The sequence below is a fragment of the Kitasatospora sp. NPDC101157 genome, assembly GCF_044768255.1.
GTDB lineage: Bacteria > Actinomycetota > Actinomycetes > Streptomycetales > Streptomycetaceae > Kitasatospora.
In genome coordinates this window covers 19,787-32,306 of record NZ_JBIWPL010000034.1, presented here as the reverse complement: position 1 = coordinate 32,306, position 12,520 = coordinate 19,787, and the positions used below count along the sequence as shown (strand labels likewise).

Genomic DNA, 12,520 nt, shown 5'->3' with positions numbered 1-12,520 from the left:
CCGGGCATCAGCGCGGGGTCCCGGCCCCCGCCGTGCGATCAGCGCGAGTGGGAGGCCAGGCTGAGGAGCAGGTGGGCGGACTCCGGGTGCTGGAAGTCGGAGTGGGCGCCGGAGGGGTGGAGGTGGCGGGTGGCCAGGCCGCCCCGGTAGACGTGCCCGGCGTCGATGTTGACGATCGGGTGGTCGAGGTCGGCGTGCGGGTACGGGGAGTCGGTCGGGCGCAGCCGGGTGCTGAACTGGGCGACCGGCGCGGAGCCGGTACCGGAGTGGCCGATGCCCGGGCGGCCCTCGGCGCGCAGGTGCCAGAAGCCGGTGGCGCGGTCCCAGCGGGAGTGGGTGAGGACGAGCGGGCCGCGCAGCGGGGCGCCGGCCCGGCCGGGGCCGAGGAACAGCCGGGGGAACAGCCGGTCGAAGGCGTCGCGGGGCGCGGCCATCTGGAAGACCAGCGCGCTGTCGACGGTGAACGGGCGGGCCGGATCGCCGGGGCGGGACGACCAGCTCAGCACTGGCGGGCCGGCCGGGCGGTCGGCGGCGTACTGGACGGCCTCGCAGAGGAAGCGGCCGCCGAAGGAGTGCCCGAGCAGGTGGAGGTACTGGCCGTGCCGGTTGGCCAGGACGCGCGGGGCGTCCGGGCGGCCTCGGCCGCTGTCGAGGTAGCCGAGCAGGTGGCCGAGGATGCGCCCGGCCTGGCCCCGGGCGCTCATCGCGTGCGCGCGCTCCCGGATGCGCCGGTAGCCGTGCAGGGTCGGCAGGCTGGAGGAGGGCCAGCGCACCACCACGCACCAGGGGCGGAACCCGGCGGCCAGTCCCGGGTAGGCGCCCGGGGCGGCGACGTGCAGGGCGGCGGCCCGGTCGACCAGCGCGGCCGCCGTGCGGTGGGCGGCCCCGGGGCTGGTCTGCCAGCCGTGGACGTAGACGAACAGGTCGGTCGCCCACGCGGGGATCCGCAGATGGCGGGCGAGGTGCTCGGCGACCCGCGCCTCGGGGACGGGCGTCGCCGTGCCGGGCACGACCAGGCGGCCGTGCTCGTCCAGGTCCACGGTTGCGGGGCGTGCGGTGGTCGGCGGCGCCGTGGTGGTCATGCGTTGAGCTCCAGGATGCTGTCGATGCCGCAGTGCAGGGAGTAGGCGAGGGCCAGCGGGTTGCGGTACTCGCGGGCGAACCACCGCACCAGCTGCTGGGTGATCTCACCGGCCGTGTACTCGCCGGTCAGGTAGTGGTCGAGGAAGGCGAAGGCGTACTCGGCGGCGAACTCCTGCGGGATCTGGATCTGCGGGCCGAGCACGCCGTCCGCCCCGAGGTCCACCAATGCCCGCCCCAGATGGTCGAGTTCGGCCGCCGCGGACTGGCCGGTGTGGCAGGCGTTCAGCAGCACGAAGGGCCGGAAGACGGCGTCCGGCCGGTCGAGGTGGTGGCGGCGGTGGCGGCGCACCAGCTCGGCGTCGATGTGCCGGTCGTCGGAGAGCCGGACGGCCAGCTGCTCGTACGGTGAGTCGTTGGCGACGAACTGGCCGTGGCACCAGAAGTACATGACGTCCTCGTCCAGCACAGCCGCCGACAGCGCCTTCAGCAGCAGGTCGGACTCGGTGCGCACGGTCAGCTGGGAGCGGTCCTCCAGCAGCTTGCGCACGTCGGGCGCCCTGCCTATGCCGGTGAGCTGCTCGTCGGTGTTCAGGCTGGTGACGGGCCTGGCGCGGGCGGAGTTCGGTGGCTGGATCGGCGGGTAGGCGGCGCCGGTCTGCTCGATCTGGTGGCGGTGGCCGAGGAAGTCCGCCCAGGGGTCGGGCCGCTCGCTCTCCACGGCGAGCATCGGCCAGGGGAGGTGGAGGTCGGAGTCGAAGCTGACCCGCAGGGAACCGTGCTCGGTCAGGGTGCGGTTGAGGTACTCGCGGAACAGGACCAGGCTGCGGTCGCTGCCCTCGAACATCGTCTCCAGGAAGTACCGCCCCTCCTCGGCGAGTTCGGCGACCTTGCGCTCGGCGACGGCGGCCAGCGGGGTGAAGTCGACGGTGCTCGCGAAGGGGTACGGGTTGAGCGGGTCGGGATCGTAGCCGATCAGGCGGTCGCGCCAGACGCTGCGCAGCCGGGCGGCGAGGTGGAGCAGCTTGGGCGCGGAGACGGCCAACCGGGCCCGGTGCATGCGGTTCCCGGGGGTGCGCTCGCCCGTCCGGAAGGCCGCGACGTTCAGCTCGTCGCCGTGTCGCCGAAGGGTGACGATCAGGTCCAGCGGGGCCCGCTCCTTCGAGGGCAGGCCGTCCGGACGGGTCTGGAGGGGCAGCCGGGTGTAGTCGGCGGAGGGGTTCTGCCGGATGGTGACGTGGAGATCCCGGGGCACGTCGATTACTCCTGGTCCTGGGCTGGGGTGGGCCGGGGCACGTCCACGACGGCGCAGAGGTCCTGGAGGACGGCGCCGTGGCCCCGGTCGAAGACGGTGACCCGGACGGTGTACGAGCCGGGAGCGGCCGGGGTCAGCGCGAACCGGGCGGGCGGACCGGCCGGGGTGTGGTCGGTGACGGGCGGTTCGAGCACCGCGTGCGGGTCGACGGCGGCGACCAGACGCAGGTCGGGCAGCGCGGTCGGATCTGCCTCGGGGTCGTCGCTGGGCTCCAGGCGGAGTTCGAGGTGGGTGGTGGTGCCCACGGCGGGCTCCTCGGTGAGGGTGAGGCGGGGGCGCCAGGCCGGCCGGACGACGGCCGGCTGGGGAGCTCGGCGGACCGAGCCGCGGGAGTGGCGGGGAAAAGGGGTGGGCTTGGTCCTGATGGGCTCCGCGGGAACGGGTGCGCCGGGGGTCGACGAGGGCTCGGCCCGGTCGAGCTGCGCCAGCGCGGAACGGGCTTCCGCCAGTAGCGGGTGGCCCGGGTCCATCAGTGCCTCGCGGCCGACGCACACCGCCGCCAGCAGTTCCCGGGCGGCCTCGCGTCGCCCGGCCGCCACGAGGGCGCCGGCCAGGCCGACGGCGAGGGAGGGGAACACCGGCAGCGGCCCGGGGTGTTCGGCGCCGATGCTGACGGCGACGTCCTGGGCCTCGCCGTGACCGGCCAGCAGCCCGGCGGTCGGCGAGGCGCTTCCGGCCGCGGTCCGGTCGGCGATGATGCGCTCGTACACCTGGATGGCGCCCTCGGCGTCCCCGGCCCGCAGCCGGGCGTGGGCGAGGCTGCGGCGGACGCTCGATGTGAGCGTGCTGTGCGGACCGGCGTCCTCGGTGCAGCCCTCCGCCAGTTCCTCCAACCGGACGACGGCGCGCAGCGGCCGAGCCCCGTCGGCCAGCAGGAGCGCACGGGTCTCTCGGGCCGTGACCGTCGCCTCGTCAGAGCCGCCGAGGGCCTCGACGGCGGTGGCGACCAGGTCAGCGGCCAGACTCAGGGCCGCCTGGTGCTCTCCGTTCAGGTGGCGCGCGACGGCGAGCGTGCAACCGGCGCGGACCACGCCGGGGAGGTCGAACCAGCGGGGCCGCGCCCGGTCGTCGGCGATGGACGAGAGTTCGGCGACGGCGGTGTCGAGCTCGCCCTTGAGGACCAGGGCCGTGGCACGGCCGTGCCGCAGCTCCCGTACGAAGGAGTGCTCCGGTCCGAGGACCGGGACGGCGGCGGCCAAGGCCTCGCGGTAGTGCGCGGCGGACTCGGCGTAGCGGCCGGAGAGGCGGAGGCTCAGCGCGATGCTGCCCCGGACGTCGAGCGTGTCCGGGTGGTCGGCCCCCAGGATCCGCCCGCGATCGGTCAGAAGGGCTCGGTGGACCGCAGTGGCTCGCTCGTGCTGCCACCCCGTGCTGATGGCGTGGGCCAGATCGGACCGGGCGGTGAGCACGTCGGGGTGCTCGGGGCCCTGGACGCGGATCCGGTCCGCCACGAGGTCCTGATGGAGCGCGACGGCCCGTCGGTGGTCCTTCGCACGGGCGACGGCCCAGGCCAGGCCGCTGCGGACGGACAGGGTACGGGAGTGTTCGGGACCGTGGACCCGGGTGAAGTCGTCGACCAGCACGGTGTAGCGGGCCACCGCCTGCCGGTGGTCGCCGACCTGGACGCTCCCGATGGCCTGCCACCAGCGGGCCACCAGAGCGTCGGGGTGCTCGGCGCCGTTGACGCGGTGATGGTCGGCCGCCAGCTCGGCGTACGGCTCAAGGGCCCGGCGGTGCCGACCGGCCTGGGTGAGGGCGTTGGCCCGCAACCACCGGGAGTGCAGGGTCAGAGGGTGGTCGGCGCCCTGGATCCGGGTCCGGTCCGCGACGAGCAGGCCGTGCAGCTCCAGGGCCAGCCGGTGGTCGCCCGCGGACGAGAGGGCGATGGCCAGGTCCTTCCTGGCGTCCAGGGTCTCGGGATGGCCCGGTCCGGCGGCGCGGCAGAGGTCGGCCACCAGCGACCGGAACAGCGCGATGGCGCGCTGGTGGTGGCCGGCCGCCCGGTGGCTGCCGGCGAGCCGGGAGCGCGTGATGAAGGTGTCGGGGTGGCCGGGGCCGAGGACCCTGGCGCGGTCGGCCGCGAGCGCACCGAACAGCTCCGCCGCCCGCAGGGGCTCGGCGGCGGCGTCGTGCGCGGAGGCGAGCCAGAACCGCGCCTCCAGGGTGTCCGGGTGGTTCGGTCCCTGAAGACGGGTGTGGTCCGCGATGAGTTCGGTCAACTGCTGGACGGCGAGGCGGTAGTGACCGGCCTCGCAGTGCGCCACCGCCAGGTTGAGCCGGGCGCTGAGGGTGTCGGCGTTCTCCGGGCCCTGGATCCGGTTCCGGTCGACCACGAGGCTCTCGCGAACGGCGAGTGCCTCCCGGAGGCGGCCGGCCGCCTGGAGGTTGTGGGCGAGGCCCTTGCGCGCGTCGAGCGTGCTCGGGTGCCCGGGTCCGTACACCCGGGTGCGGTCGGCCACCAGCTGTTCGCGCAGCCGTACGGCGTGATCGTGGTGGCAGGCCTCGCCGTGCAGCCAGGCCTGCCAGATCCGGGTGTGGAGGACCGTGGGGTGGTCGGTCCGCAGGGCCCGTGCCCGGTCGGCGACCAGTTCGTCGCACAGCTCGGCGGCCCGCTGGTGCTCTCCGACGTGGCTGAAGCCGCGGGCGAGGGCGAGGCGGGCGTCGTAGGTCTCGAAGTGTTCCGGCCCGTGAACCCGTTGCCGGTCCGCGAGGAGCTGCCGTCGCACGGCGAGCGCGTCGCGCGGGTAGCCTGCGGATTGCAGCGCCCAGGCGAGACCGGACCGCTCGTCGAGGGTGTCCGGGTGGTCGGGGCCCTGGATCCGGATCCGGTCGGCCACCAGGTGTTCCAGCTCCTCGACGGCGCGCCCGAACAGGCCCGCCACGCGCAGCGCGTAGCCCAGGTGGCCGCGTTCCGCCAGGGTGGAGGGGTGGGTGAGGCCCTGGATCCGGGTGCGGTCGCGGACCAGGAGCCGGTGCTGCTCGACCGCGAGGTTGGCCTGACCGGCCCTCCGGCGGGCGCGGGCCAAACTGCACCGGGTATCGAGGGTGTGCGGGTGGTCGGGGCCGAGCACCCGGGTGAAGTCGGCGACCAGAGCCACGAATTCCTCCGTGGCAAGGAGCAGTTGACCGGAGTTGCGCCGAACCGTGGCCAGCCGCCCGCGGGCGTGGAGGGTCTGCGGGTGGTCCCTGCCCTGCACCCGGGCGCGGTCCGAGACCACGCTCCCGTACGCGGCGATGGCCGCCGGGTGGTCGCCCGAGTCGGCGTGGGCGGCGGCGAGCCAGCCGCGGCTGTTCAGGGTGTCGGGGTGATCGGGGCCGAGCACCCGGGTGCGGTCGGCGACCACCTGCTCGTAGAGCCGGATGGACAAGCCGTGGTGCCCCGCGGCGAGTTGGGCGAAGGCGAACGCGTTCCGGCGGGTCAGGACGTCCGGGTGGTCGGCGCCGAGCACCCGCTCCGCGTCCGTCACCAGGCGCTCCAACTCGGCCACCGAATCCCGGTGTTGGCCCGCGACCTGCAGCGCGAACGCCAGACTTCCCCGGCTGTCCAACGTGTCGGGGTGGTCCGCCCCCAGCACTCTCGTCCGCTCGGCGACGACCGCGCGGAACTCCCCGACGGCGATGGCGTGGTGACCGGCCTTGCGGTAGGCCTTGGCCAGCACGTGCCGGTCGGCGAGGGCATCCGGATGGTCCGCGCCCTGGGCCCCGGACCGCTTCGCGAACACGGCCAGGCACAGTTCGACGGCCCGCGCCGGATCGCCCGTCCGGGCGTACAGCCGGCCGAGCTGCCGCTCGGTGGTCAGCGTCTCCGGGTGGTCCTCGCCGAGCAGCCGTCGCTGTCCGTCCGCCCGCGCCTCCACCAGGCGTACGGCGTACACCTGCTGCGCCCGGTCGGTCAGTTCGTCCGCCGCCAGGCCGTACAGGGCGACGGTCTCGGCCGTCGGCTGCTCCGAGGGCCCGCTGTCGGCCAGTTCCCGGATGTGCGGCAGCAGGGCCCGCCGCAGCCCGGCGCCGCCCGAGGGCCAGAGCCGGGCCGCCGCCTCCGCGAGGTGTTGTTCCGCCCGCTGCCGGAAGCCGTGGGCGGGGCCGGAGTCGCGCAGCACCCGCTGGAGCAGGCGGTGCACCGTGACGGTGTCGCCGAGGGTGATCAGGTGGTAGTCGGCGAGCAGCCGCAGGGCCCGGTCCACCTCGTCCGGGCGCCGCGCCCCGAAGGGGGTGAGGGTTTCGCGGGGCAGCGCCTCGGGGGCGTACCAGGCCAGGGTGCGCAGCAGTTCGACGGCGAAGGGCGCGGTGTGCTGGACGGTCCGCAGGGTGGTCTGCCAGAGCCGGGCGACGGTGTGCTCGGCCCCCGGCCCCACGGGCCCGGTGGCGCGCAGCAGTTCGCGGTACGCGGCGAAGGTGGTGCCGGTCTGCTGGACGTAGGCGCCGGCCTGGGCCAGGGCGATCGGCAGGTGGCCCAGCTCGTCGGCGAGGGCGCGGGCTTCGTCCTGCTCGGCCGGGTCGAGCGCCGCGCCGGGGTACGCGGCTCCGCAGAGCAGCCGGGCGGCCTCGGGGGCGTCGAGGACGTCGATCCGCACGGGCCGGATGCCAGGGTGCCAGCCGCCCGCGCGGCGGCTGGTGACCAGCTGGTGGCCGTGGCCGAGCAGTCGGCCGACGTAGGGGGTGAGGTGGGCCGGGTCCTCGGCGTTGTCGTAGACGAGCAGCCAGCGGTCGTGGGCGCGCAGCCAGGCGATGGCCCACTCGACCTGCTGGCCGGGCGTCGCGGTGAGGGCCCAGACGGGGTGGAGGTGAACGGCGAGCCCGGCGAAGGCCTCGGCGAGCTGGCCCTCGGACTCTGCGGTGATCCACCAGATCAGCCGGTAGTGGTCGGCCCGGGCGTACGCGTGGTGCAGGGCGAGGCTGGTCTTGCCGACGCCGCCGAGGCCGTGGAGGGTGGTGGCCTGGGTGACCAGCCCGCCGCCGTCGTGGTGGGCCAGGGCATCGGCGACGGCCCGTAACTCGCTCTCCCGGCCGATGAGTCGGCCGGAGGCGCGGGGCGGGAGGTTGGGCGTCGGGGTGGTGGCCTCGACGGTCAGCGCGGCCTGCGCGGCCTCGGGAGGGAGGACGGCGGCGTGCGGGTCGCCGTCGGCCGCCGAGGGGGAGCCGGGGCGGTGGCGCTGTTCGAAGGACTCCAGGTCGGGCATGCCGCTCTCGGGGCGGATGTGTGCCGTCATGGACATCAACACTTCGCGCCCCCACCCCCTGTTTACGGCTTCGCCCGCCCACCGTAGTGCTGGTCAGGCCTGTTGTCAGCGGATTGGCCCAAGGCCGGGATCAGCCGGGATCGGCCGGGATCAGTGGGGACCAGCCGTGATCAGGATCAGTCGGCGAGCCCCAGGGGGTCCGGCGCGGTGTCGAGCAGCTCGGGCCCGTTGTTGCGCACGCTGTTGACGGTGGGCGGCACGGCGCGGACCCGCAGGGCGCCGTCGGCGGGGCGGCGCAGCAGGTGGTGGAGTTCGGCCGGGTCGGTGTGGCCGGGGGAGAGCCAGGTGGGGAGGTCGCCGGGGGCGATGGTGAGCGGCATCCGGTCGTGGACGCGCCCGGCGGAGTCGGTGGCGTCGGTGGTGATGACGGTCGCGGTGGCGAGCCAGGCGAGCGGGTCGTCCTCGGGCCGGGTCGGGTCGCGCCAGAACTCGTAGAGGCCGGCCATCAGCATCACGCCGCCGGTGCTGAGGAAGTACGGCTGCTTGTACTTCTTGCGGTCCGCGGTGGCGGGCACCTCGCGCCACTCGTAGTAGCCGTCCGCGGGGATGACGCAGCGGCGGGCGGCGAAGGCCTTGCGGAAGGCGGGCTTGGTGTCGACGGTCTCCGAGCGGGCGTTGATCATCCGGGCGCCGCCGGACGGGTCCTTGGACCAGGAGGGGACCAGGCCCCAGCGCAGCGGACGCAGCTGGCGCAGCACCTCGCCGGTCTCCTTGTCGAGGCGTTCCAGGACGGCCGGCACCGGGTCGGTGGGCGCGACGTTCCAGCTCGGCGCGAGGGTCTCGGCCGGGTCCCACCGGAGCTCTCCGAGCAGCGAGACGAGGTCCTGGGGCGTGGTGGTGGAGACGAAGCGGCCGCACATGCCCCCCAGCCTGCCACCCGGCACGGACAGCCGGGCCCTCAGCGCGCCGGTCGGCCGTCCGGAGTGGGGACGGCGTGGCCCGGAGTGTGCCCGCAGGCGCGGCGGAGGACGTCGATGAAGGCCGGGCGGAGGACCAGCCGCAGCGGTGGGCAGCAGGTGGACCAGGGCGGGCACGGCGGACATGCCGCCACCACCGAGTCGGTCGAGCACCGGCCCGACCGCCGATCCTGCGGTGAGCGCCGGGAGCGGCGTGGTCGTATGTGACCGGTCTGACAGACATGTCCCGGCCCGGGCGGGTTACCGGCTGGGGGTGGAGATTGCCGGTGTGGACGTGGTCGCGCGCGGAGCCAGCGTGCGCGGGCCCCGGGGAGCGGTGTTCGAGAACCTGGACGTGGACGTGGACCCCGGAGGGCTGCTGGTGGTCCATGGGCCCGGCGGCTCGGGCCGCACCACGGTGCTGCTCGCGCTCGCGGGGCGGATGCGGCTGGACGGCGGAGCGGTCCGGGTGGGCGGTCACGCCCTGCCCCGGGGCGGCCGTCGCGTCAGGGGACTGGTGGCGGTGGCCCGTGCGGAGCCCGCCGTCGGCCTGGACCCGGACCTGCGGGTGCGCGAACTGGTCGCCGAGCGCCGGTGGTTGAGCCGCCGTCGGGGGGCCGGTGCCCGGCTGGACGAGGCGTTCTCGGTCCTCGGCATCGACGTGGACCCCCGGACACTGGTGCGGGACCTGCCGCCGGTGGAGGCCCTGGGCGTGGCCCTCGCACTCGCTCTGGCCACGCGTCCCGCCGTGATCGTCGCGGACGACGTCGACCGTGGGTGCCCGGCGGAGGAGCGGGCCCGGGCGTGGCAGCTCGTGGGCCTGGTCCTCAAGGCCGGTTGCACCGTTCTGGCGGGTGCGCTCGACCCGCCCGGACCCGGGGTCGGCCTCCACCCCGCGCCGGGGCTGGTGGCCCTGCCCCGACGGAGCCGCCTGCCCGAGCGGCCGGCGCAGGCGGACGAGCCGGATGCCTCGTCGCGAATCCCCCGGCGGGTGCTCGGACGGCGGGGACCGGAGGATGGGGACGCCCGCGCGTCCCGGGAGGGGGAGGGCACATGACCGCGATCAGGCTCGCCGTGCTGGAACTGCGCAGCTTCCGGGGCCCGCTGAGGCGGTTCGTCCCGCTCGTCCTGTGTCTGGTGCCCCTGCTGTACGGCGCCATGTACCTGTGGGCGAACTGGGATCCTTACGGGAAGACCGGGCACATCCCCGTGGCGGTGGTCAACGAGGACCACCCGGCCGAGACCCGACAGGGGCAGCGGGTGGACGCGGGCGCCCAGGTCGTGACGGAACTCAAGGCCTCGGGGGAGTTCGACTGGGCGTTCGTCGACGACGCCGCGGCCCGCACCGGTCTGGAGCACGGGCGCTACGCGTTCACGGTCCGCATCCCCGCCGACTTCAGCGCCCGCCTCGCCACCGGCCCCGACGCACAGCCGGAACAGGCCCGGATCCACATCCAGCTCAACGACGCGAACAACTACATCGCCGGCGTCATGACCGAGGTCGTCCAGACGAAGCTGCAGGAACAGGTCAACTCCGCCGCGCACGAGGCGTACGTCCGCGGCGTCTACGGCCGGCTCGCGGACATCGGTGGAAAGCTGAACACGGCGGCACAGGCGGCGCAGGGGCTCGTGAACGCGACTACCGTTGCGCAGCAGGGGAGTTCCGCCGCAGCGGGTGCCGGTGCGACGCTGCAGTCCGGCTCCACCCAGCTCGCCGACGGCGCCCAGAAGCTCAGCCAGGCCACGGCCCAGGTGCACGCGGCGGCCGCCGCCCTCACCGAGGCCGCGCCGCAGCTGAGCACGGCCGCCGGCGCCGTGGTCAACGCGGCCACTGTCGTCTCGCAGGGCGTGGACGCCGTCCACACCGCGACCTCGGCGGTGAAGCAGGGAACCGCCAAGGCGGTGGCCGATCTGGACCGCCTGGCCGAGGCGCACCCGGGACTGGGCGACGACCCCGTGTTCCAGCGTGCCAAACAGGACATGACGGCGGCCGACACCGTCGCCGGTCAGATCGACGGTCACGCTGCGACCGCCAGCGGCAACGCCCACACGGCGCAGCAGCAGGCCGTCGCCCTCCAGAAGGCCGCCGTGGCCGCCCAGCAGTCCGCCCAGAACGCGCAGACTCCGCTGGCCCTCGTCGACTCCGGCGCCCAGAGCATCGCCGCCGGGGCCACCACCGTGTCCACGGGCCTGTCCGCCCTCCAGCAGGGATCCGGGGCACTGAAGACCGCCGCCGACCAGGCCCACACCGGCGCCACCACGCTGGCCACCCTGATCGACGACGGCAGGAAGCAGGTCCCCGTCCTGGATTCCGGACAAGTGGACCATGCGTCGAAGGTGTTGGGGACGCCCGTCGACATCGACCGGTCGAACCTCCACCCGGCCGGCGTCTACGGCCGCGGGCTGGCCCCGTTCTTCTTCGGCATCGCGCTATGGGTGTTCGGCCTCTTCGCCTACCTCTTCCTGCGACCGGTGAACACCAGGGCGCTGGCCGCGCGCACCCGGGCCTCCACCCTCGCCGTTGCGGGCTGGCTCCCGGCCGCCGCGCTGGGCGTGCTCGGAGCCCTGATCCTCTACGGCGTCGTCAGCGCGGGCCTCGGGCTGCACGCGCAGGCCCCCTGGAAGACCGTCCTGCTCCTCTCGGTCGGTGCCGCCGCGTTCGTCGCCGTCGACCACTGCCTGCGGACCGCGTTCGGTACGGCGGGTGACGTGCTGTCCCTGGTCCTGCTCATCCTGCAACTGACCGCCTCGGGCGGCCTGTACCCGATGCAGACGACCCCGGCGCCGTTCCAGGCGGTTCACCCCTTCCTGCCGATGACCTACCTGGTCGACGGGCTCCGGGTGACGATCAGCGGTGGCCCGGCCGACCACCTCACCCGGGACATCGCAGTCCTGGCGGGTTTCGGCGTCCTGTTCCTGGCCCTCACCTCGCTGGCCCTGTGCCGCCGGCGGGTGTGGACGGTCGCCCGCCTCCACCCGGACCTGGAGCTGTGACGGCCGGACCGTCCCGGCGTCCCCGCCTCCGGGACGCCGGGACGCCGGGGGGCCGGATGGCGTCGCCGACGCCGGATTCGGTGGGCGTACCGGTTTGACGGACCGTCGGGTCGGTCCTGCTGGACGCGTTCCCGCGTGAAGGCCGCGGCCGCCGGGGTCTGCGGTGAGTCCTCCTCGTGGGTGATCCCGTGGCCGCCGATCACAGGCTCAGCAGCAGGTCCCGGACTGTGTCGGGCTGGGACAGGAACGGGTGGTGGCCGGCGTCGAGTTCGACAACGCTGCCGGCGCGGCGGGCGAAGTCGCGCTGCCGGCTTGGCGGCGTGCCCCGGTCCTGGGCGCAGACGAGGTAGGTCGAGGGCACCTGATGCCATGCGGCCGCCCGGACCGGCTGCCCGGTCACCTGCACGCTCTGCCGGGCGAGGTGGTCCGCAGCCTGCGCCTGGATCTCGGGGGCGCAGTCCTGCAGGAAGGTGTCCACGAGTAGCTCGGGGCGGACCCCGAAGGTGCCGTCGTCGGAGTCGACGTCGAGGAACGGGGCGGGGCTGCCGTCCCCGAAGTCCGACAGGCTCTGCCCGACCTCGGGCAGATAGCTGGAGATCATCACCAGGTGGCGGACCGCCCCGGCACCCGCAGCGGCTTCCGCAGTGATGACGCCACCGTAGCTGTGGGCGACCACAACAGTGGGTTCGTCGCCGTCCAGCAGCACCTGCCGCACCGCCGCGACATCCTCGGGAAGCCCCGGACCGCCGCGGCCCCCGGGAAGGCCCGCCTCGCCGCAGCTCGGCAGCGCCGGCGCTACGCTGCGCACCCCTCGCTCCCGCAGCAGCTCGGCAGTGCGGTGCCACCACCACGACCCGTCCCGTACGCACGCCCCGTGCACGAACACGACCCTCACCGCTGCCTCCCGGTCCGCCGCGGCCGCCTTTCGACCGACGACAGGAGTATCCGCCGCTGCGACAGGGACCCGAAGATCGGCCAGGTGGACCTTGCCGGCC

Annotated in this window: 7 protein-coding genes; 2 read left to right on the top strand and 5 right to left on the bottom strand. The window is 74.7% G+C overall.

The genetic code is table 11. The features are described from left to right. Nucleotides 1-38 precede the first annotated feature (38 nt). The 4 genes from ACIRVF_RS38420 to ACIRVF_RS38405 all read right to left on the bottom strand — a co-directional run bounded on the left by ACIRVF_RS38420 (nt 39) and on the right by ACIRVF_RS38405 (nt 8,495). Entirely contained in the window at nt 39-1,082 is a 1,044-nt protein-coding gene (locus ACIRVF_RS38420; RefSeq protein ID WP_402828904.1) for a hypothetical protein, read from the bottom strand. Further along, on the bottom strand, nt 1,079-2,335 hold the full coding sequence (locus ACIRVF_RS38415; RefSeq protein ID WP_402828902.1) for a CHAT domain-containing protein: 1,257 nt from the start codon (nt 2,333-2,335) through the stop codon (nt 1,079-1,081). Before ACIRVF_RS38415 ends, ACIRVF_RS38420 begins: the two co-directional genes overlap by 4 nt. A gap of 5 nt (nt 2,336-2,340) precedes the next feature. After that, on the bottom strand, nt 2,341-7,605 hold the full coding sequence (locus ACIRVF_RS38410) for a tetratricopeptide repeat protein (RefSeq protein WP_402828900.1): 5,265 nt from the start codon (nt 7,603-7,605) through the stop codon (nt 2,341-2,343). A 146-nt stretch (nt 7,606-7,751) separates the two neighbouring features. Further along, nucleotides 7,752-8,495 carry an SOS response-associated peptidase gene (locus tag ACIRVF_RS38405; RefSeq protein ID WP_402828899.1) on the bottom strand — a complete coding sequence of 248 codons (744 nt, stop codon included), beginning with the start codon at nt 8,493-8,495 and terminating at the stop codon, nt 7,752-7,754. Between the two features lie 310 nt (nt 8,496-8,805). Between ACIRVF_RS38405 and ACIRVF_RS38400 the strand changes: the two genes are divergently transcribed. Then, entirely contained in the window at nt 8,806-9,588 is a 783-nt protein-coding gene (locus ACIRVF_RS38400; protein WP_402828897.1) for an ATP-binding cassette domain-containing protein, read from the top strand. After that, on the top strand, nt 9,585-11,525 hold the full coding sequence (locus tag ACIRVF_RS38395; RefSeq protein WP_402828895.1) for a YhgE/Pip family protein: 1,941 nt from the start codon (nt 9,585-9,587) through the stop codon (nt 11,523-11,525). The genes ACIRVF_RS38400 and ACIRVF_RS38395 overlap by 4 nt, the downstream gene beginning before the upstream one ends. 199 nt (nt 11,526-11,724) lie before the next feature. Here ACIRVF_RS38395 and ACIRVF_RS38390 read toward each other — a convergent pair whose 3' ends face one another. Then, nucleotides 11,725-12,420: an alpha/beta fold hydrolase gene (locus tag ACIRVF_RS38390; RefSeq protein WP_402828893.1), complete on the bottom strand. Its 696-nt coding sequence runs from the start codon at nt 12,418-12,420 to the stop codon at nt 11,725-11,727. Nucleotides 12,421-12,520: the final 100 nt, after the last annotated feature.

What these genes read in the sequence shown, in the direction of transcription:
- ACIRVF_RS38420 (WP_402828904.1), bottom strand. Translation starts at nt 1,082, where the DNA reads ATGACCACCACGGCGCCGCCGACCACCGCACGCCCCGCAACCGTGGAC.
- ACIRVF_RS38410 (WP_402828900.1), bottom strand. Translation starts at nt 7,605, where the DNA reads ATGACGGCACACATCCGCCCCGAGAGCGGCATGCCCGACCTGGAGTCC.
- ACIRVF_RS38405 (WP_402828899.1), bottom strand. Translation starts at nt 8,495, where the DNA reads ATGTGCGGCCGCTTCGTCTCCACCACCACGCCCCAGGACCTCGTCTCG.
- ACIRVF_RS38395 (WP_402828895.1), top strand. Translation starts at nt 9,585, where the DNA reads ATGACCGCGATCAGGCTCGCCGTGCTGGAACTGCGCAGCTTCCGGGGC.